General features: G+C 64.5%; 22 protein-coding genes. 11 read left to right on the top strand and 11 right to left on the bottom strand.

The window, feature by feature from the left end:
• Positions 1 to 40 precede the first annotated feature (40 nt).
• Positions 41 to 889 carry a LysR family transcriptional regulator gene (locus TMPK1_RS07940; RefSeq protein ID WP_420242441.1) on the top strand — a complete coding sequence of 283 codons (849 nt, stop codon included), beginning with the start codon at positions 41 to 43 and terminating at the stop codon, positions 887 to 889.
• Here the strand turns inward: TMPK1_RS07940 and TMPK1_RS07935 are convergent.
• A complete protein-coding gene (locus TMPK1_RS07935) occupies positions 886 to 1,785 on the bottom strand; it encodes a CHAD domain-containing protein (RefSeq protein WP_420242440.1) in 900 nt (299 codons plus the stop codon). The two genes, TMPK1_RS07940 and TMPK1_RS07935, sit on opposite strands and share 4 nt — an antisense overlap.
• A complete protein-coding gene (locus tag TMPK1_RS07930; RefSeq protein WP_420242439.1) occupies positions 1,782 to 2,294 on the bottom strand; it encodes a SixA phosphatase family protein in 513 nt (170 codons plus the stop codon). Before TMPK1_RS07930 ends, TMPK1_RS07935 begins: the two co-directional genes overlap by 4 nt.
• 149 nt (positions 2,295 to 2,443) lie before the next feature.
• On the opposite strand from TMPK1_RS07930, the gene TMPK1_RS07925 reads away from it, so the two are divergent.
• The 4 genes from TMPK1_RS07925 (at position 2,444) to TMPK1_RS07910 (ending at position 7,646) form a co-directional block, all read left to right on the top strand.
• Positions 2,444 to 4,600, top strand: a complete 2,157-nt coding sequence (locus TMPK1_RS07925) for an RNA degradosome polyphosphate kinase (RefSeq protein WP_420242438.1) — start codon at positions 2,444 to 2,446, stop codon at positions 4,598 to 4,600.
• A gap of 36 nt (positions 4,601 to 4,636) precedes the next feature.
• Positions 4,637 to 6,121, top strand: a complete 1,485-nt coding sequence (locus tag TMPK1_RS07920; RefSeq protein ID WP_420242437.1) for a Ppx/GppA family phosphatase — start codon at positions 4,637 to 4,639, stop codon at positions 6,119 to 6,121.
• Positions 6,122 to 6,125: 4 nt separating this feature from the next.
• Positions 6,126 to 6,416 (top strand): helix-turn-helix domain-containing protein, encoded by a 291-nt coding sequence (locus TMPK1_RS07915; protein WP_420242436.1) that lies wholly within the window; start codon positions 6,126 to 6,128, stop codon positions 6,414 to 6,416.
• A gap of 168 nt (positions 6,417 to 6,584) precedes the next feature.
• Complete coding sequence (locus TMPK1_RS07910) at positions 6,585 to 7,646, top strand: radical SAM protein (protein ID WP_420242435.1); 1,062 nt, start codon at positions 6,585 to 6,587, stop codon at positions 7,644 to 7,646.
• On the opposite strand, the gene TMPK1_RS07905 is transcribed toward TMPK1_RS07910, so the two are convergent.
• From TMPK1_RS07905 to uraD, 9 genes are read right to left on the bottom strand one after another with little or no spacing between them, the layout of a single operon-like run.
• The gene (locus tag TMPK1_RS07905) at positions 7,633 to 8,181 is read right to left on the bottom strand and encodes a HupE/UreJ family protein (RefSeq protein ID WP_420242434.1); all 549 of its coding nucleotides are present in this window, start codon (positions 8,179 to 8,181) and stop codon (positions 7,633 to 7,635) included. The genes TMPK1_RS07910 and TMPK1_RS07905 overlap by 14 nt on opposite strands.
• A complete protein-coding gene (gene ureG, locus TMPK1_RS07900) occupies positions 8,178 to 8,813 on the bottom strand; it encodes an urease accessory protein UreG (RefSeq protein ID WP_420242433.1) in 636 nt (211 codons plus the stop codon). The genes TMPK1_RS07905 and ureG overlap by 4 nt, the downstream gene beginning before the upstream one ends.
• Positions 8,810 to 9,472, bottom strand: coding sequence for an urease accessory protein UreF (locus tag TMPK1_RS07895; protein WP_420242432.1), 663 nt, complete (start codon positions 9,470 to 9,472; stop codon positions 8,810 to 8,812). Before TMPK1_RS07895 ends, ureG begins: the two co-directional genes overlap by 4 nt.
• Positions 9,469 to 9,936 (bottom strand): urease accessory protein UreE, encoded by a 468-nt coding sequence (locus TMPK1_RS07890; RefSeq protein ID WP_420242431.1) that lies wholly within the window; start codon positions 9,934 to 9,936, stop codon positions 9,469 to 9,471. The genes TMPK1_RS07895 and TMPK1_RS07890 overlap by 4 nt, the downstream gene beginning before the upstream one ends.
• A gap of 12 nt (positions 9,937 to 9,948) precedes the next feature.
• Entirely contained in the window at positions 9,949 to 11,661 is a 1,713-nt protein-coding gene (ureC, locus tag TMPK1_RS07885) for an urease subunit alpha (protein ID WP_420242430.1), read from the bottom strand.
• Positions 11,658 to 11,951: an urease subunit beta gene (locus TMPK1_RS07880; RefSeq protein WP_420242429.1), complete on the bottom strand. Its 294-nt coding sequence runs from the start codon at positions 11,949 to 11,951 to the stop codon at positions 11,658 to 11,660. The genes ureC and TMPK1_RS07880 overlap by 4 nt, the downstream gene beginning before the upstream one ends.
• Positions 11,948 to 12,250: an urease subunit gamma gene (locus TMPK1_RS07875; protein WP_420242428.1), complete on the bottom strand. Its 303-nt coding sequence runs from the start codon at positions 12,248 to 12,250 to the stop codon at positions 11,948 to 11,950. Before TMPK1_RS07875 ends, TMPK1_RS07880 begins: the two co-directional genes overlap by 4 nt.
• 4 nt (positions 12,251 to 12,254) lie before the next feature.
• On the bottom strand, positions 12,255 to 13,094 hold the full coding sequence (locus TMPK1_RS07870; RefSeq protein WP_420242427.1) for an urease accessory protein UreD: 840 nt from the start codon (positions 13,092 to 13,094) through the stop codon (positions 12,255 to 12,257).
• A 30-nt stretch (positions 13,095 to 13,124) separates the two neighbouring features.
• Complete coding sequence (gene uraD, locus TMPK1_RS07865) at positions 13,125 to 13,619, bottom strand: 2-oxo-4-hydroxy-4-carboxy-5-ureidoimidazoline decarboxylase (RefSeq protein WP_420242426.1); 495 nt, start codon at positions 13,617 to 13,619, stop codon at positions 13,125 to 13,127.
• Positions 13,620 to 13,729: 110 nt separating this feature from the next.
• Here uraD and uraH point away from each other — a divergent pair, with 110 nt between their 5' ends.
• From uraH to TMPK1_RS07835, 6 genes are all read left to right on the top strand, one after another.
• Positions 13,730 to 14,089, top strand: coding sequence for a hydroxyisourate hydrolase (uraH, locus tag TMPK1_RS07860; RefSeq protein ID WP_420242425.1), 360 nt, complete (start codon positions 13,730 to 13,732; stop codon positions 14,087 to 14,089).
• A gap of 3 nt (positions 14,090 to 14,092) precedes the next feature.
• Positions 14,093 to 15,550, top strand: a complete 1,458-nt coding sequence (gene xdhA, locus TMPK1_RS07855; protein ID WP_420242424.1) for a xanthine dehydrogenase small subunit — start codon at positions 14,093 to 14,095, stop codon at positions 15,548 to 15,550.
• Positions 15,537 to 17,843 carry a xanthine dehydrogenase molybdopterin binding subunit gene (gene xdhB / locus TMPK1_RS07850; RefSeq protein ID WP_420242423.1) on the top strand — a complete coding sequence of 769 codons (2,307 nt, stop codon included), beginning with the start codon at positions 15,537 to 15,539 and terminating at the stop codon, positions 17,841 to 17,843. Before xdhA ends, xdhB begins: the two co-directional genes overlap by 14 nt.
• Positions 17,840 to 18,697, top strand: coding sequence for a xanthine dehydrogenase accessory protein XdhC (gene xdhC, locus TMPK1_RS07845; RefSeq protein ID WP_420242422.1), 858 nt, complete (start codon positions 17,840 to 17,842; stop codon positions 18,695 to 18,697). Before xdhB ends, xdhC begins: the two co-directional genes overlap by 4 nt.
• Positions 18,697 to 19,851 carry a urate hydroxylase PuuD gene (locus tag TMPK1_RS07840; RefSeq protein WP_420242421.1) on the top strand — a complete coding sequence of 385 codons (1,155 nt, stop codon included), beginning with the start codon at positions 18,697 to 18,699 and terminating at the stop codon, positions 19,849 to 19,851. Before xdhC ends, TMPK1_RS07840 begins: the two co-directional genes overlap by 1 nt.
• 95 nt (positions 19,852 to 19,946) lie before the next feature.
• Positions 19,947 to 20,261 carry a hypothetical protein gene (locus TMPK1_RS07835; protein WP_420242420.1) on the top strand — a complete coding sequence of 105 codons (315 nt, stop codon included), beginning with the start codon at positions 19,947 to 19,949 and terminating at the stop codon, positions 20,259 to 20,261.
• Positions 20,262 to 20,264 lie beyond the last annotated feature (3 nt).

Raw genomic sequence — 20,264 nt, 5'->3', positions numbered from 1 at the left:
GGCATTGCACGCACGCACAGGGCGCGGCAGCTTGGGCGCCATGCAGCGACTTGACTGGGACGATCTGCGCTACGCGCTGGCGGTGGCCGAGCAGGGCTCGCTGGCGGCGGCCGCGCGCGTGCTCGGCGTCAATCACACGACGGTGCTACGCCGCGTCACTGCGTTTGAAGAAACGCTCGGCGTGCGTTTGTTCGACCGGCAGCCGAGCGGCTACGTGCCGACCGAAGCGGGCGAGGCGCTGCTCGACAAAGCGCGGCGCATGGACGGGTTGGCGGCCGAATTCGAACGCGCGGTGCTGGGCGCCGATTTGCGCATCGCGGGTCCGTTGCGCATCACCACGACCGACACGCTGGCTGCGTCGGTGCTGCCGGAAATTCTCGTCGCCTTCGCCGCGTCGCATCCCGACGTGCAGGTCGAATTGTCGACCTCGAACCAGTTTGCCAACCTATCCAAGCGCGACGCCGACCTCGCCATTCGTCCCGCGAGCCAGGCGCCGGACTCGCTGGTCGGACGCAAAGTCGCGACGATCGCTTTTGCGGTCTACGGCGCCGACGAAACCGCAGGCTGGATCGCGCCCGACGATTCCTTGTCGAACACGACGGTTGCGCGCTGGCTGCGCGAAACCCGGGCCGATGCGCCAATCGTGGCGAAAGCGGATTCGCTGCTGACGATGCGCGATCTTGCGGCGGCTGGATTGGGACGCGCGGCCTTGCCGTGTTTTCTCGGCGACCGCAGCAACGGCCTGCGCCGTTTGCACAAGATCGAGCCGACCAACGAGCTGTGGCTCCTGACGCACGAAGATCTGCGCACGACGGCGCGGGTCGCGACCGCGATGACCTTCTTCGGTACCGCGCTGGCGGCGCGGCGGAGTTTGTTCGAAGGAACCTAACGCCAGTGCGGTTCGCTGCGCATCAGCGCACGCCACGGCTTGCGCACCTCGCGCGCACCGTCGCGATAGGCGCGGTTGATGCGTTTTTCCACCAGCTTTGCCGCGGCTTCGTCGACGTCCGCGGCGCGTAGCTTTTCCAGCAGCTCCAGCGCGACCGCGAGGTCGTTCAACCCGCCCATGCTTTTCTGCAGCTCGGTCAAGCGCAGCAGAAACGCGGCATGCGCGTCGCGGTCATAAAGACCGTCGGTGAACTCGACCGCGTAGCGCAGTTTTTTGAGCGCGATGCGCGCGTCGTGCAGCGCGGCTGCGCCATGCGCGGTCGGATCTTTGCCGCCGCGTTTGCGCAACGTCTTCCAGCGCCGGTCGAGCCAGTCGCTGGCCTGATCGCCGAGCGGCGACGAATCTTCGAACTCGCCCGATGCGCGTTCGAGCTGCACCAGGCTTCCGGTGAGGCCTTTGTTGGCCAGCGCGCGCTTGGCGGCGGCGCGGGCGCGTTTGCGTGTCGTCTCCGCCAGCGCGAGCAAGGGCGCTGCGGTCGCGCGGTCGTCGTCGTCACGCAACAGCGACGGCAACGTCTCTTGCAGAAACACGTCCCAGTCGCGCGCTGTGCCCAAAGCCTGCGCCGCCGTCTTGAGCCGCGTCTCGAGCGGTTTCGGCACCGTCTTGCCAAGCGACGGGCGGAACAGCACGACGGCCGAGCGCAACCGGCGCAGCGCGACGCGCGTCTGGTGCACGCCTTCGGGATCGTCGGTCGCGATGTCGGGCATGTGATCGCGTGCGCGCGCGACATTGGTGCGCACGATGCGCCGGAACGCGGTCGCAATGCGCGGCCCCATGCGCGATTTGCTGCGCGGTGCGCCGTGGGTGCCGCCATCGAGGTGATTTGTTGTTCTCATGTTTCCTCGAGCTCGCGCGGAACGACGTAGGAATCGAGACTTGCTTCGGCCAATTTCGACCAGGCGCCGTCGAAGCGAAGAACCGCCATCGCGCCGGTCGGGAAATGCTGGTGCATACGCGCCAACTCGACCGGGTCGCCGTCGGCGGCAAGCGCGCTGGCAATTTCGTGCAGGTCGGGATTGTGCGCCACGACCAGGACCGAGGCCGCGTCTTCGGGCAGGGCGCGGATCCGGGTCAGCAGGGCGCGCCGGCCGCATAGATAGAGTGTGCGTTCGACGGTCGGAGCCGGCGGGTGTTCGAGTTCGGCTGCGAGCAGGGTCCAGGTTTCGACCGTGCGCCGCGCCGCCGAGACCAGGACCGTATCGAACTGAACCCGATGTGCGTGGAGGTGCCGGCCGATCGCAGTCGCAGCCGCAACGCCGCGCGCATTGAGCGGCCGGTCGAAATCGCTCAGGCCGGGGTCGTCCGAAGACGATTTCGCGTGCCGAAGGAGGGTCAAACTCTTCACGGAACCGCCGCGCTGGGCTGGGCTGGACGAAGTCGCGCCGCTATAGTGCTGACGCCTGCGCCGCGGGCAAGAACCCAGCCGTCCCGCACCGAGAAATACCGAGGTCCTGCGACATGACCATCGCCCGGGAAGCCCGAGACGACGCGCCTATGGCCGCAGATTCCCTAGGGATCGAGCCGGCAATCGCGCCCGAAGACCGTTTGATCAATCGCGAGCTGTCCTGGCTCGCCTTCGACCAGCGCGTTTCGGAAGAAGCTCAGAATCCCAACCACCCGCTGTTCGAGCGGATCCGGTTTTTGTCGATCGCCGCGTCAAACCTCGACGAATTCTACATGGTCCGCGTTGCGGGCCTGAAACAGCAGATCGCGGCCGGTTATACCGCGCCGTCTGAGGGCATGACCCCGGCCCAACAGCTCGCAGCCGTGCACCGGCAAGTGCAGCTCTTGATGCGCAATGTGCGCCGCACCTGGATGGGGATGCGCGAAGAGCTGCGCGCCGCTGGCATCGCGGTGCTGGACGCCGAGGAATTGACCGACGACGAGCGCCGCTGGCTGTCGCGGAAATTCGTGCACGAGATTTTCCCGATCCTGACGCCGATCGCAGTCGGACCGACCCATCCATTCCCGTTCATTCCGAACAAGGGGCTGGGTTTGGCCGTCGAATTGTTCGACGAGACCGGGCAACGCGATCTCGATGCGATCGTGTTGATGCCGAGTCAGCTCGACCGGTTCATCCGCCTGCCGTCGCGCGCCGAAAAAGACAACGCAGTTCGCTTCATTCCGATCGAACAGGTCGTGCTGCAGCACGTGCCGGCGCTGTTTCCGAAATTCCGCCTGAAAAGCTCGGGCGTGTTCCGCATCCTGCGCGACAGCGATCTCGAAGTCGCCGATCTCGACATCGATATCGACGCCGAACATCTGCTGAAGAATTTCGAAACCGCGCTCAAGCGCCGCCGCCGCGGCAACGTGGTGCGGCTGGCTGCCTCCAGCGACATGAGCTCGGATCTGCTGACCTTCCTGCGCGACCAGCTGGCCGTGCCGGAAGAAGATGTTGGCGTGTTCGAAAGCCTGATCGGCATCACCGACGTCAAACAGCTGATCATCGACGAACGTCCTGATCTGCTGTTCACGCCGTATGTGGCGCGCTTTCCCGAGCGCATCCGCGATTTCGGCGGCGATTGCTTCGCCGCGATCCAGGCCAAGGACTTCGTCGTCCATCACCCGTACGAAAGTTTCGACGTGGTGGTGCAGTTCCTGCGCCAGGCAGCGCGCGACCCCGACGTGGTTGCGATCAAACAGACGCTGTATCGCACCTCGCGCGACAGCTCGATCGTGCAGGCGCTGATTGAAGCGGCCGAGGCCGGCAAATCGGTAACTGCCTGCGTCGAGCTGAAAGCGCGCTTCGATGAAGAAGCCAACATGCGCTGGGCGCGCGACCTGGAACGGTCAGGTGCGCAGGTAACGTTCGGCTTCACCGATCTCAAGACCCACGCCAAAGTTTCGCTCGTGGTGCGTCGTGAATCGGGGCAGCTACGCAGCTACGTCCATTACGGCACCGGCAACTACCATCCGTACACGGCCAAAGTGTACACCGACCTCAGCTTCTTCACCTGCGACCCGGAACTGACGCGCGATGCGACGCGCATGTTCAACTACATGACCGGCTACGCGAAGCCGGACGGGTTGGAGAAAGTCTCGATCTCGCCGGGCGGCATTCGCGCCAAGCTGGAAGAGCAGATTCGCAACGAAATCGCGCACGCGAAGGCAGGACGGCCGGCGGCGATCTGGGCCAAGATGAACTCGCTCGTCGACGAGCAGATCATCGAGCTGCTCTACGAAGCGTCGGCTGCGGGTGTGCAGATCGACTTGGTCATTCGCGGCATGTGCTGCTTGCGTGCCGGCGTGCCCGGCCTGTCGGAAAATATCCGCGTGCGCTCGTTGATCGGACGCTTCCTCGAACATGCGCGCATCGCAGCTTTCGGCGACGGACATGCGCTGCCGCACGCCAAGGCCAAGCTGTTCATCGGCTCGGCCGACTGGGCGCCGCGCAATCTCGACCGCCGCATCGAAACCCTGGTTCCGATCGAAAACCCGACCGTGCATCAGCAGATTCTCGATCAGATCCTGGTCGCCAACCTCAAGGACGATACGCAGACGTGGCAACTCACGCCGGACAACCAATGGGTGCGCAATACGCCTGGTCCGAAGCCTTTTTCTGCGCACGAGTTCTTCATGACCAATCCTTCGCTATCGGGGCGCGGCAGCGCATCGGGCGACAAGAAGCAAAAGCCGAAATTGAAGCGTTGAAGGCGGATTGTGCGTACTGAGCGAGGAACCCGTTCGGTGCCGTCACCGAAAAGCAGCAATGCGCGCGTCGCCGTCATCGACATCGGATCGAACTCGATCCGTCTCGTCGTGTTCGAAGGCGTGACGCGCGCGCCGATTCAACTGTTCAACGAAAAGGTCTATTGCGCGCTGGGCAAGACGGTTGCGCAAACCGGCAAGCTCAATCCCGACGGTGTGGCGCAGGCATTGGCGTCGCTGACGCGGTTCAGCCGCCTGCTACGCGGCATGGAAGTCGCCGAACTCCACGTCGTCGCGACCGCTGCGGTGCGCGACGCGCAAGACGGTCCTGACTTTCTGAAACTGTTGAAGACGCGCGCCGGCTTGGACGTCGTGCTGATCGGCGGCGATGAAGAAGGCCGCCTGTCGGCGCAAGGCGTGCTGTCAGGTACGCCCGACGCAGACGGGTTGATGGCCGACATGGGCGGCGGCTCGGTCGAATTGGTGCGGCTCGACAAAGGCGATGTCGGTACGCGCGTGTCGCGCCCGCTTGGCCCGTTCCGTTTGATGGCGATCGATGGTGGGCGCGACGCGGTGCGCAAAGCGATCGATGCGCAGATTTCGGATCTGCCGTGGCTACGCGAAGCCAAGGGCAAAGATTTCTACGCCGTCGGCGGCGCTTTCCGTGCCTTCGCCAAAGTGCATATGGAGCAGGTGCATCACCCGCTGCACATCATTCATCACTATGCGATCGATGCGAAAGCGGCGGTTGATTTCGCGCAGCTTCTGTCGAAGCAAAGCCGCTCGTCGCTAGAACAGGCGACGACGATTTCCCGGCGCCGCGCCGAAGCGTTGCCCTACGCGGCGATGGTGATCGAACGTCTGCTGAAACAGGTCGAGCCCAAGCGGCTGGTCTTTTCCGCCTACGGTTTGCGCGAAGGCATTCTCTTCGATCGTTTACCGGCGTCGCAGCGCCCGGTCGATCCGTTGCTCGATGCGTGCGCCGAAATGGCGGACCGGTCGGGCCGTTTCGGCGAACCGGATTCGCTGATCGACTGGACGCGTCCGATCTGGCCGTCCGATCTGCAGCCGGCGCGCACGCGCCTCTATCACGCCGCGTGTCTGTTGTCGGACATGGCGTGGCTGGAACATCCCGACTATCGCGCGCTGCATGCGTATTTGCGCACCTTGCGCGTGCCGTTCGGCGGGTTGGATCATTTCGGCCGGGCTTTCTTGGCGCTGACTCTGTACGTGCGCTATGGCGGCAAGCCCGACGATCCGATGGTGGTTGCCGCCCAACAGCTTCTGCCAGAAGAGGCGCGGCGCCACGCGACGATACTGGGTCTCGCCCTACGTCTTGCGCTGACGATGACGGGCGGTACGCCGCGGCTGCTGGAACGGACCGCGCTGAAACTTGGCAACAAGAATCTGACGCTCGAACTCAGCGGCGACAGCGTAAATCTGGTCGCCGATGCAGTGACGCGCCGGCTCGAAGCTTTGGCCAAAGCGCTTGATCGCAATGCCGACGTCGCGACGGTAGAGTAGGGACATGGATCTCACCGACCTCGTCTCGCACAACATCAAGATGCTGCGGCAGGCGCTCGACTTCAGCCAGGAAGAGTTGGCGAAGCGGGTCGGATGCAGCGTGCGCTATATCGGCTTGATGGAAAAAGGCGCGCATTCGCCGACGGTGAAGATGTTGGGCGATGTCGCGCACGCGCTGAACGTGCAGCCCTTCGTGCTGCTGCTCGAAGCCGGGCCGCGCATGATCGCCGACCCCAAACCGCGCCGGCAGCGCGTACGCGCCAAGCCGAAAACGACCAAGTCGCCGAAGAGCTAGCGCGAACCGCGGCGCGTGCCGTCCGCAATGGACGGCGGAATTTCTCGACCTACTTGTCGTTCACAGAGGCGCGGCCAAGCGCGCCTTTTCACAAGGCTGTTGCAAGGTTACTGTATACGCAGCGCGGGAGACAGATTCGCTTCCGGCGCGAGCACCAAGGGCATTTGTATGAGTCGGCTTCGTCGAAAAGTCGCACTGCGTCTGTTTTGGGACGGGGTGCGCGCTCGCCAGCGCAAACGTCCCGCGGTCGCGAAAGCGCTATTTCACAGCTCGATCCTTGTCGATTCCACGCTGCCGCACCCGCGGCGCGAATTGACGACGATGCAGCCGCGTCCGGCCGACTGGCCGGAACGTGTGCGCTATGTGATTCTCGGTACCACCGGCACCTGCAACGCCTCGTGCATTCACTGCCCGACCGGCAAAGCGGAAACCGCGCACAATCCGCGCACGCCGATGCCGATGGAGATCTTTCGCAAGATCATCGACGGCATCGTCGAATATCGCCTGCCGGTCGAAGGTCAAATTGCGTTCGGTCTGCTCGGTGACGGGCTGGTCGATCCGTTCGTGCTCGAACGCGCGCGCTATCTACGCAAACACCTGCCCGACGTGTTGTTGTCGATCAACACCAACGGCGCCGCGTTCAACCGCGCCAAGCACGCCGAGCTGAACGAATATGCGTCGGTGATTTCGCTCCATTGCGAGTCCTTGGACCCGGTTATCTATGACGATCTGATGCGGCCGCTGCGCGCCGAGCGCGTCTTTCCGAAATTCCAGGAAATCTTCGACGCCTTCCCGGGCAAGGTCGACGTGTCGGTTCCGATTTCGCGCAAAAACCTGCACGAAGCCGCGTCGATCCGCGCCCATTTCCAATCGCTGGGCGCGCATTTCGTGCATTTCGACGCGCTGATGAGCCGTTGTTCAGAAGACCGTACGATCTTCGACGCGCTGTCGCTGGCGCCGCAGCCGGTGCGCTGCGGCCCCGAGATCGCCGACGATCTGATCGTCGATTGCGACGGCACCGTGCTGCAATGCTGCCAGGATTTTCAGCGCATCGAATCGATCGGCGATTTCACCAAAGAACGATTTGTCGACGTGCTGCAAAACGTCCATCGCGCAAAGCTGCGCAAGCAGATGGAAGAACGACGCCACACCGAACGCGTGACTTGCTCGCGCTGTTTCGCCGATTCCGTGACGCCGGACTTTCCGTTCAATCACATCACGCAGCAATAAGCGCCAGGACCACCGCCATTGAGCCTGCAACACGCAGGCCCTGCGCGCGCAACATCGCGCCGGTGCCGACGCCGATCGCGTGCAGCATGCCGGTGGTCAGCAACAGGCCGGTGAGATAGGCCGCGGTGTTGGCGTCGTCGGGACGTTCGACGCCGTGCGCGGCGCCGTGCATCCAGGCGAAACACGCAACCAGTGCCGCGACCGCAGGCAAGGGCGCGCGTACGGCGCTGGCCAGCAACAAGCCCGGCACCAGCATCGAAATCAGAATGCCAGTTTCGATTGCGGGCGGCGCAAAACCGTAGATCGCAGCCACCGCCGCAATCCCGACCGTCGCGACGAACAGCAGCGGAATCGCGATGCGTGCGCGTCCGCCAAGCTGGCTCGCCCACAAACCGACCAGCAACGCCGCGAGCAGATGATCGGCGCCGAGCATCGGATGTGCGAGGCCGCCCAGGAAGCCAGCGTCGTGACCGGGATGTGCATGCGCCGGCGTCGCCAGCAGCAACGACGGTAAGAGCGAGAGGAGGCGGTTCATTGCGGCACCGCGTCGGGCAGGCGGCGCGAGGGCAGGCCACCTTTTTCCACCAGGAAGGTTGCGATCTCGTGCACGCCGCGATTCTCCTTGAGGTTGGTGAACAGGAACGGGCGTTCGCCGCGCATCTTTTTTGAATCGCGCGACATCACGCCCAGCGAAGCGCCGACCAACGGCGCCAGATCGGTTTTGTTGATCACCAGCAGATCGGACCGCGTGATGCCGGGGCCGCCTTTGCGCGGGATCTTGTCGCCGGCCGACACGTCGATGACGTAGATGGTGAGGTCGGCAAGCTCGGGGCTGAAGGTTGCCGCAAGATTGTCGCCGCCGCTTTCGATCAACAGCAGCTCCAGTGACGGAAACCGTCCCACCATCGTTTCGACCGCGGCGAGATTGATCGACGCGTCTTCGCGGATTGCGGTGTGCGGGCAGCCACCGGTTTCGACACCCATGATCCGTTCCGGCGACAGTGCCCCCGACTTGGTCAGAAACTCGGCGTCTTCTTTGGTGTAGATGTCGTTGGTGATTGCGGCGACGTCGTAGATGTCGCGCAGCAGCTTGCACAAACGATCGGTGAGCGCAGTCTTGCCCGATCCGACCGGGCCGCCGATGCCGACGCGTAGCGGGCCGTTCATGACCGGAACAGCCGCGTCGTTTGGGTTTCGTGCCGCATCGACGCAAGTTCGATGCGCACGACGTTGGTGCCGATCTCGTCGGGCTTTGCCGTATAGGCGAGCGCCGCCACTTGTTGAATCACCGGCATCAATTGCGCCATCGCGATCTGTCCTTGTGTTTGTCCCAGCGGCACCAGCCGCACGCCTGCCGAGACGAGCGACGAAGCAGTGGCGTAAAGCTGCGCCACCAACCCGTCCGGCAGTTTGATTTCATGTGCGGCGCAGGCGAGCGCCATCGCGACCGGCTGCGCGATCGGCTCGCGTCCGCGTCGTTCGGCAAAGGCGTCCAACGCGGGATGCGGCCAGGCGGCGCGCAGTACGCTCAACAGCGAGCGCCCTTGCTGCAGCGATTCCAGTGAGGTCTCGGCGCTGCCGCGAAAGGCAGCGGCGAGATCGGCAATTTCGTCGAGCCGTTCCGGATCGGCGCGATAGGTGGCGGCGAACATCACCGCATCGACCCAACCGCCGCCGCGCGTCAGCACCGCCTCGATGAACTCGACCAGCTCGTCGGCGTTGGTGACATCACCATCTTCGACCGCCTGCTCCAACCCGTGGCTGTAGGCGAAGGCACCGGTCGGGCAATTGGGCGAGGTCCAGGCGAGAAGGCGCAGGTCGATCATCGCGTCATGACCTCCAGATGCGAATGACCGTGTGCTTCATAGGCGCCGCCTTCGGGATCGAACGGCGCCTCGACCAGATGCACGTGCGCGCCCAGCCCTTCGAGCATCTGCTGCAGCACGTGATCTTCGCGAATGCGGATTCGTGCGGCGCCGAGTTCGGCGGGCAGGTGGCGGTTGCCGATATGCCAGGCCAGTCGCAGCATCGTCGCCGGATCGTGCGCGTGAATGTCGAGCAGCCGTTCGGACGCGGCGATCACCGCAATGATGCGCCCGTCGTCGAGTTTCAGCCCGTCGCCGTCGCGCAGCACGACGGCGCGCGGAAAGTCGATCAGGAATTCGATGCCGCGTTCGCCGACATGGCGCAGGCGGCGGCGATGACGCTGGTCGTGATCCAGCACCACCCGGTCCGACGCATCGGCCGGGTCCCAACTTCCGGCGGCGAGAATCTCGGTGCAGCTGCGCATCGGCTGGCTCCGTCAGAACAGAAAATAGCGCTGCGCCATCGGCAGCACGGTCGCGGGTTCGCAGGTCAGCAAGTCGCCGTCGGCGCACACTTCGTAGGTTTCGGGATCGACTTCGATCTTCGGCAGCGCGTCGTTCAGGATCATCGAACGTTTCGAAATGCCGCCGCGCACATTGGCAACTGCGTGCAAGCCGCGTTGCAGCCCCAACGTGCGACCGAGATCCAGCTCGACCGCAGCCTTGCTGGTGAAAAGCAGTGAGGTTTCGATACGAGCACGACCGAAACTGCCGAACATCGGTCGCATATGTACCGGCTGCGGCGTCGGGATCGACGCGTTGGGATCGCCCATCGGTGCGGCGACGATCATGCCGCCTTTGACGATCATGTCGGGCTTCACCGCAAAGAAAGCGGGCGACCACAGCACCAGATCGGCCAGCTTGCCGACTTCGATCGAGCCAACCTCGGTCGCAATGCCGTGCGCGATGGCGGGGTTGATCGTGTATTTCGCGATATAGCGGCGAGCCCGGAAATTGTCGGCCAGCGCGTCATCGGGCGACAGCGCGCCGCGTTGCCGTTTCATTTTATCGGCGGTCTGCCAGCAGCGGATGATGGTTTCGCCGATCCGCCCCATTGCTTGGCTATCGCTGCTCATCATCGAGAAGGCGCCGAGATCGTGCAGAATATCTTCGGCCGCGATCGTCTCTTTGCGGATGCGGCTTTCTGCAAACGCGACGTCTTCGGGAATGCGCGGGTCGAGATGGTGGCACACCATCAACATGTCGAGATGTTCGTCGAGCGTGTTGGCCGTGTAAGGCCGCGTCGGATTGGTGCTGGAGGGCAGCACGTTCTCTTCGCCAGCCAGCCGAATGATGTCGGGTGCGTGCCCGCCGCCGGCGCCTTCAGTGTGAAAGGCGTGAATGGTGCGGCCTTTGAAAGCAGCCACGGTGCTTTCGAGAAAACCGGATTCGTTCAGCGTGTCGGTGTGCAAGGTGACTTGCACGTCGTACTGGTCGGCCACCGACAGGCAGCAATCGATCGCCGCCGGCGTCGTGCCCCAATCTTCGTGCAGCTTCAGACCGCAGGCGCCGCCCTCGATCATTTCGCGCAGTGCGTCGGGGCGGCTCGCATTGCCTTTGCCGAAGAATCCCAGATTGACCGGGAAAGCTTCGGCTGCTTGCAACATGCGCGCGAGGTGCCAGGGGCCCGGCGTGCAGGTCGTGGCCAAGGTGCCGTGCGCGGGGCCGGTGCCACCGCCGAGCAAGGTGGTCACGCCGGCATGCAACGCTTCTTCGATCTGCTGCGGGCAGATGAAATGAATATGCGCGTCGATTCCGCCCGCGGTAATGATCTTGCCTTCGCCCGCGATGATTTCGGTGCCGGGGCCGATCGGAATGTCGATGCCGGGCTGCACGTCGGGATTGCCCGCTTTGCCGATCGCCGCAATCCGTCCGTCGCGGAGCGCGATGTCGGCTTTGACGACGCCCCAATGATCGAGGATCACCGCGTTGGTGATCACTGTGTCGGGCGCGCCTTGGGCGCGGCTCAACTGGCTTTGGCCCATCCCGTCGCGGATGACTTTGCCGCCGCCGAATTTGACTTCTTCGCCGTAAATCGTGTGGTCGCGCTCGACGCGGATGAACAGCTCGGTATCGGCAAGACGAATCCGGTCGCCCGTCGTCGGGCCGAACATCTGCGCGTAGGCGCGGCGGGTGATGCGCGTGCTCATGCTTCGCTGCGAAACCCGATGATGGTGCGCGTGCCTGCATAGGCGACCAGGCGCACGTCGCGCGTCTGTCCCGGTTCGAACCGCACCGCCGTGCCGGCTGGAATATCGAGCCGCATCCCATGCGCCGCGGCGCGATCGAAGCGCAGCGCTGGATTGGTTTCGGCGAAATGATAGTGCGACCCGACCTGCACCGGCCGGTCGCCGCTATTGGCGACGGTCAATTCGATCGTCGCGCGACCGGCATTGAGCTCGATGTCGCCATCGTCGGTGAGGATCTCGCCCGGGATCATCGAATCGGCTCGTGCACGGTCACCAGCTTAGTGCCGTCGGGGAAGGTCGCTTCGACCTGAATCTCGTGGATCATCTCGGCGATGCCGTCCATCACCTGCGCCCGCGTCAGCACCTTGGCGCCGTCCTGCATCAGTTGCGCCACGCTTTTGCCGTCGCGCGCGCCTTCGACCACCATGTCGGTGATCAGCGCGATCGCTTCGGGATGGTTGAGCTTGACGCCGCGTTCGAGGCGGCGGCGTGCAACCTGCGCTGCCATTGCGACCAGCAGCTTGTCTTTCTCGCGGTTGGTGAGATGCATCGCGTCAGCACTGCCAGACGCGCGGGACCGTCGCCGCAAATCCGGCTGCACCGCGCAACGCGGCAACCAGCCTCGCCACGGTTGCGCGCAACGACGTCGCGTCGTCCGCAATCGCGCGCACCAGCAACAGCTCGTCCATCACGGTCGCACCGCCGTCGCCGTCCAGCGTGTCGCGCACCAGCGCCAGGCGCGACGGCGCGTCGGCACCGACATAGAGCAAGGTCGCTGCCGCTGCGGCGCCTTGGTAGGAAAAGCGCAGTTGCGTATCGGCGGCGTCGAACCGTTGTGCGTCGGCCCAGCGCAGCTTTCCGTCACGGCGCAGGCGCCAGGAATCGAACACTGTGCCGCGCGTGAAGCTCTCGCCCATCGCGCTGCGCCCGAAGACGAGGCTTTCGACTGCCAGCAGGCGCGCACCCTCGGCGACGTCGATCTGCGTTTTCCGCTGCAGCCGCGCCCCGTCGAACAGGATCGTTTCCTGCATCAGCCACTCGGCCCAGCCGCCGCGCTGGACGCTGATGGAGATGTCGATCTCGGCGTCGCCACCGGCGGAGCGATAGAGTTTCTCGGCTGCCTGCGTCGTGACCGTCGCAGCCGCGCCGGCATCGACCGCAACGTCGACGCGCAACCGGTCGCCGCCCGTTAGGCCGCCGGTCGTGGTGACCAGCACCGCTTGCGGCGGCTCGTGTGCGGGCGGGTGGGGGAAGAGAACGCGGCACGGCGCGCGCTGATAGAGGTCGGCCAGCGCGCTGCTGGGGCCGCGCCGCGCGAAGCGCAGACAGGCGGCGCCATCGGCTCGCTGTAGCCGTACTGGGGTGGCCGGAAGATCGAGAGCAACCGCACGCATGTGCGGCTGCTTCGCAATGCGCGTGCCGGCTTAAGCGGCCGCGAACAGATCCCGGATGCGTAGCAGGGCAATCCGCTCGATCTGAACCAGCGCCGTGGCCAGCTCCTGGTCGGGGTCGTTGCCGACGCGTTGCTCGAAAGCCGCGAGAATCTGCGCTCGCGACAGGCCGCGCACCGCGATCACGAAGGGAAATCCAAAGCGCTTGGTGTAGGTCGCATTCAGGGTCTGGAAGCGGGCGAACTCATCCGGACTGCATTGGTCCAGGCCGGCACTTGCCTGTTCAGCGCGCGATTCCTGCGTCAGCCCGCCCTCGATTGCCAATTTTCCAGCCAAATCCGGATGGGCCTGGACCAGACGGATCTTGGCCGATCGGTCAGCTTTTGCCAGGACCGCGCAAAGCGCCGCATGCAGCCCGTCGGGATTGTCTTGGTCCGGCCCGATTCCCTGTTCCCACGCGCGTTGCGCGATCCAGGGCGAATGTTCGAACACGCTTGCGAAGCGCGCGACGAAGGTGTCACGGTCCATCGAACTCGGCGTCTGAGCAGCTTGTTTTGTCGACATGACGGTGAGGATAGGCGAAGCCTAGCCCACTGCGCATCGGAGAAAGCTTCCGCCGATCGCGACGGAGGAAATTCTTGGCCGAGACTGGCATCAAATTCGGAAAACTCACCACACACGTGTTGGACACGGCCCAGGGCTGTCCTGCGGCGGGCATGCGCGTGCGCGTCTACGTCCAACATGGTGATCACCAGCATCTGATCGCCGACGCGGTCACCAACCAGGACGGTCGTGTCGTGCCGTTGCTGCCGGAGATGCCGGCGGGCGAGTACGAGATCGTGTTTTCGGTCGGCGAGTATTTCGCCGCTGCCGGGCTTGGCGCCGAGCCGCGCTTTCTCGACGACGTGCCGGTTCGCTTCGGCACCGCCGGCGCGCAGCACTATCACGTGCCCTTGCTGGTTTCGCCCTACGGGTATTCGACCTACCGGGGAAGCTGACAAATGCCCCAGGCAAGCAGACAGGAGATCCGTTTCCTGCTTGGCGGCGAAGTCTGCATCGTGCGCGACGCGACGCCGACCACGACGATCCTGTCGTGGCTGCGCGACACAGCGCGGCGCACCGGCACCAAAGAAGGCTGCGCCGAAGGCGATTGCGGTGCCTGTACGGTGCTGGTCGGACGGATCGAAGACGGCAATCTGGTCAGCGAACCGGTCAATGCCTGTATTCGCTTTCTCGCTTCGATCGATGGGCTGCAGCTGGAAACCGTCGAAGATCTCGGCGGCGCGCATCCGGTGCAGCGCGCGATGGTCGAGCACCACGGCTCGCAATGCGGTTTCTGTACGCCGGGCTTCGTCATGTCGCTGGCGGCGTTGAAACGCACCAACCCGCAACCGACCGAAGGCGAGATCGACCGCGCGCTGGCGGGCAATCTATGTCGCTGCACCGGCTACGCGCCGATCGTTGCAGCCGCCATGGCGGCCCAACCCGAACCCGCCCATATGCGGCTCGACGAAACCATCGTCGCGAAGCTGCGCGCGCTGGATGACGGCACGTCGCTGTCGTTCCGTCGCGACGGTGCGCGCTGGGATTCGCCGCGCACCACCGACGAGCTGGCGTCGTTGTTCCTGGCCTTTCCAGATGCACGGCTGGTCGCGGGCGCAACCGATGTCGGGCTGTGGGCGACCAAGCTGACGCGTGACCTGCCGCATCTGATCTATGTCGGCGCGATCGATGCGCTGCGCCGGGTCGAGCAGGTCGACAACACGATCGAAATTGGCGCTGCCGTCACCTATGCCGACATTGAGCCGATCTTCGACGGTCTCTATCCCGACTTCGCGCGGCTGATCCGCCGCATCGGCGGCGCGCAAGTGCGCAGCGTCGGCACCTTGGCGGGCAATGTCGCGAACGGATCGCCAATCGGCGACGGATCGCCGGCGCTGATTGCACTGGGCGCCGAGTTGGTGTTGCGCCGTGGCGACGAACGTCGCGCGTTGCCGATCGAAGAATTCTTCGTCGCTTACGGCACGCAGCAGCGCTGGCCGGGTGAATTCATCGAAACCATCCGCGTGCCGCTGCCCGCTGCAACCACGCGCTACGCGGCCGCCAAGATCGGCAAGCGGTTTGACCAGGACATTTCGTCGGTCTGTGCCGCGCTACGCTTTGAACTGGTCGACGGCGCGATCCTGGAACCGCGCCTGGCCTTCGGCGGCATGGACGGCGTGCCGCGCCGCGCCGCGCGCGCCGAAGCTGCGCTGCAGGGGCGGTCGTTCAACGAAGCCGCCTTCGAAGCTGCGATGTTGGCGTTGGATCAGGATTTCTCGCCGATTGACGATCACCGCGCATCGGCGTCGTACCGCACGCGCGTTGCGCGCAATCTGCTGCTGAAATTCTATCGCGAACTGGCGGGCGAGACTGCAACGCGTCTCGAACCCGATGCGTATGTCCATGCAATCGTCTGACGAAACAACCGTCTATGTCGCCAAGCCGGCGGTGCATGACAGCGCGCACAAACATGTGGCGGGCGAGGCGCGCTATGTCGACGACATGGCCGAACCGGCCGGGCTGCTGCATCTCTGTTTCGGCCTGTCGTCCAAGCCGCACGCGACGTTGGATGGGATCGATCTCGACGCGGTCCGTGCGGCCCCTGGCGTCGTGCAGGTTTTCACTGCCGCCGACATTCCTGGCGACAACGATGTCGGCGCCATGGGGCTTGGCGACGAGCCGTTGCTTGCCGCCGATCGCGTTCTTTATGTCGGCCAACCGATTTTCCTGGTCGCCGCGACAACGCGCGATGCGGCGCGCCGGGCCGCCAAACTAGGCCGCATCCGCTACGGCGAATTGCCCGCCATTCTCGACATCGATGCGGCGCGCGCCAAACGCGACCTGGTCTGCACGCCGCTGACCTTACGCCGCGGCGATCCGCAACGCGCCATCGCGCAGGCGCCGCGCAAATTGGCAAGCCGCATGCGCGTCGGCGGGCAAGAGCATTTCTATCTCGAAGGCCAGGTCGCGCTGGCACTGCCGGGCGAGGACGGCGACGTGCTGGTCCATTGCTCGACCCAGCATCCGACCGAAGTGCAACACGTCATTGCGCGCGTGCTGGGCCAGGCCAATCACACGGCAACGGTCGAGCTGCGCCGCATGGGCGGCGGCTTTGGCGGCAAGGAGACGCAAGCGAACGGATTTGCTGCGGCCGCAGGCTTGGTTGCGCGTCTGACCGGACGTCCCGCGAAAATCCGTCCTGACCGTGACGACGACATGGTCATCACTGGCAAGCGGCACGATTTCGACATCGGCTTTCAGGTTGGGTTCGACGAGCAGGGCCAGATTCTCGGCGTCGAATTCGACTATGCCGCGCGCGCCGGTTTTTCCGCCGACCTGTCGGGCCCGGTCACCGACCGCGCGCTGTTTCATTGCGACAACGCTTATTTCTATCCGCATGTCGAAGCGTCGTCCTTGCCGCTGCGCACGCATACGCAATCGAACACCGCCTTTCGCGGCTTCGGCGGTCCGCAAGGCATGCTCGGCGCCGAGCGCGTTATCGAAGAGATCGCCTATGCGCTGGGTCTTGATCCGTTGGAGGTGCGCAAGCGCAATCTCTACGGCGCGACCGAGCGCAACGTGACGCCATACCACCAGACCTTGCGCGACGACCTGTTGCCCGGACTCATTGATGAGCTGGAAACACGCTCGGACTATCAGGCGCGCCGCGCTGCGATCCGCGACTTCAATGCGCGCAGCAAAACCATCCGCCGCGGCATCGCGCTGACGCCGGTCAAATTCGGCATCTCCTTCACGCACACGCCGTACAACCAGGCCGGCGCGTTGTTGCATGTCTATCGCGACGGGTCGGTGCAGCTGAATCACGGCGGCACCGAAATGGGGCAGGGGCTGCACGTCAAAATTCTGCAGATCGTCGCCGAGACGTTGCAGATCGATCCCGCGCAGATCCGCCTGGCGCCGACCTCGACCGGCAAAATTCCGAACACCTCGGCGACGGCGGCGTCGTCGGGCGCCGATCTGAACGGCATGGCGGCACGCAATGCAGCGCTTGCGGTGCGCACGCGCCTGGCAGAATTCGCCGCCGAACGCTCGCAGGTGCCGCCCGACAGCGTGACGTTCGAACCCGGCTTCATCCGCGTCGGCGGCGAAGCGATCCCGTTCGCGGTCGTGGTCGAACAGGCCTATCAGGCGCGCGTGCAACTGTCGGCGACCGGCTTCTATCGTACGCCGCGCATTCACTGGAATCGCAGCGAAGGCAAAGGCGATCCGTTCTTCTATTTCGCGTACGGCGCGGCCGTGTCGGAAGCAGCCGTCGATCTGCTGACCGGCGAGAACCGCATTCTGCGCACCGACATTCTACACGATGCCGGACGCTCGCTGAATCCAGCCATCGATATCGGCCAGATCGAAGGCGGCTTCGTGCAGGGAATGGGCTGGCTCACCACCGAAGAGCTGGTGTGGGACAAGCAGGGACGGCTGCGCACGCACGCGCCCAGCACCTACAAGATCCCCGCCTGCAGCGACCGGCCGCGCGATTTTCGCGTGCATCTGCTCGACCGGCCCAACCGCGAAGAAACGATCTATCGCTCAAAAGCGGTGGGCGAGCCGCCGTTGATGCTGGCCATGTCGGCGCTGCACGCAATCTCGGACGCAGTCGCCAGCGTCGCCGACTACAAGACCTGCCCGCGTCTCGATCCGCCTGCGACACCCGAGGCGATTCTGAACGCGATCGAACGGATCAAGCCGTGACTTTGTCGGCCGCCTTGCGCGACCGGCTGGCGCGCAACATTCCGACTGTGCTGGTCACGGTCGAACAGGCATTGGGCTCGACGCCGCGCGACGGCGACGCGGTGATGCTGGTCGATGCCGGTGCGATTGTCGGCACGATCGGCGGCGGGCGGCTGGAGCATGAAGCGATCCAGGCGTCGCGCGCGCTGCTGCGTGCAGGGGCGAGCGAACAGACGCTCGACCTCGCGCTGGGGCCGGTGCTCGACCAATGTTGCGGCGGGCGCATGGTGCTGAAGCTCGAACGCGCTGCAGCCGCGACGCTGACCACGCTCGAAGCGATCGAGCGCAACGAACAGGCGCGCCGCCCGTGCGTGCTGTTGTTCGGTGCCGGCCATGTCGGCCGCGCGCTGGCGCAGGCACTGTCGTTGCTGCCGTTCGACGTGCGCTGGATCGACGAGCGCGCGCATGAATTTCCCGACGTGATTCCGCCCAACGCGACGCGCATCGTGTCGGACAAGCCCTGGCTGCTGGTCGATGACGCGCCGTCGGGTGCGGCGATCGTGGCGGTGACGCACGGCCATGCGCAAGATTTCGACATTGTCGACGCGGCGCTGCGGCGTGGCGACTGCGCCTATGTCGGCATGATCGGGTCGGACACCAAGCGCGTGCGCTTCCGGCGCTGGTTCGAACGCGAAGGCGGCGACGCAGCCTTGCTCGACCAGCTCACATGCCCGCTCGGCGGCACGACCAAGATCGACAAACGTCCGCCGATGATTGCAGCGCTGACCGCAGCCGAGCTGGTGCGCGCGCTGGCGGGCGAACTCGAACCCTCTGACGTTGAAGATATCTGCGAAGTGACGGGGTGCGGTACCTGATGGAGTTTGCGCTTCCGCTTCTTGAATGGCTGACCTTCGGCCTGCGCTGGCTGCATGTGGTCGTCGCAATCGCCTGGATCGGCTCGTCGTTTTATTTCATCGCGCTCGACGCCAGCCTGAAAGACGGCGAAGCCTGGCAGGTGCATGGCGGTGGCTTCTACCGCATGAAGAAATATCTCGTGGCGCCGCCCGAGCTGCCCGAGCATCTGACCTGGTTCAAATGGGAATCCTATTCGACCTGGATCACCGGATTCTTTTTGCTCGCGACGCTCTATTACGGATCGGCCAGCCTGTTCCTGATCGATCCCGCGACCGACTTGTTGACGCCGTGGCAGGCGATCGGCGTCAGCCTCGCCGGTTTGGCGATCGGCTGGTTTCTCTATGACAGTATCTGCACCTCTGACATCGGACGCAGCGACCGGCGTCTGATCGTGGTTCTGTTCGTGTTGCTGGTGCTCGCTGCGTATTTCTATACGCATGTCTTCAGCGGCCGCGGCGCGTTCATGCAAATCGGCGCGACCATCGCGACCTGGATGAGCGCCAACGTGTTTCTGGTGATCATCCCGAACCAGAAAAAAGCAGTTGCGATGCTGCTCAAGGGCGAAACGCCGCCAGCTTATCTCGGCAAACGGTCGAAGCAACGGTCGTTGCACAACAACTACCTGACCTTACCGGTCGTGTTCCTGATGCTCAGCAACCACAATCCGCTGGCCTTCGCGACGCAGTTCAACTGGGTCATCATCGCGCTCCTGCTGATCGCGGGTGCTGCCATCCGGCATTTCTTCAACGAAATGCATGCCGGCCGCAAAGAGCCGTGGTGGTGCTGGGCGGTTGCCGCCGCGTGCGGCGTTGCGATCGTGGCGCTGAGCCTGGCCGGTGCACCGCGCGACGACGCGCAAGCTGCATCCTTGCCGCCGACGCGCACGCAGCTGGTGGAGACGGTGCAGACGCGCTGCGCCATGTGCCATGCGGCGCAACCAGTCTGGCCGGGCCTGGCGCACGCCCCGCGCGGCGTGCGTCTCGACAGCGAAGCCGAGATCGTGCGGCACCTGTCTGAGGTTCGCGCGCAGGCGGGTCTGTCGCGCGCCATGCCGCCCGGCAATCTAACCGAGATGACCGCGGCCGAACGCGCACTCTTGCGTGCAGTGCCCTAATCCGCGCGCCGTCTTTACCAAGCTTCGTCTGGATTTCGCGAGTCTGCGCCGACCGAAAGCTGCTACGATTGTACAGCTCGTTTCGGGAGGAAAACATGCGTGCAATTGCGATGGCTTTGGCTGCGGCCTGTCTTGCGAGTAACGCCTCTGCTGCGACGCCAGCGGATCCGATCGTCGACATAAACCGCGCCTGCGCGACGCAACGCGCTGCCGTCGCGAAGTTCGCGCGCGAACGCGGTGGCGACGACTCATTTCTTGATCGCTACCTGACCAATATCGCGAACATGCCGAGGGAAGACTTGACGAAAAGGAAGGCCTCGCCGCCCCCAGCCACGGCGGAGCATCCGCAACAAGAAATCGACTTCGTCATGTGTGCGATCAGTCGTCGATTGGACCAGCTTCCCAAATAACGC

Origin of the sequence: Roseiterribacter gracilis, assembly GCA_018332375.1 — a bacterium.
Taxonomy (GTDB): domain Bacteria; phylum Pseudomonadota; class Alphaproteobacteria; order BOG-932; family Roseiterribacteraceae; genus Roseiterribacter; species Roseiterribacter gracilis.
This window is presented reverse-complemented; position numbering and strand designations above follow the sequence as displayed.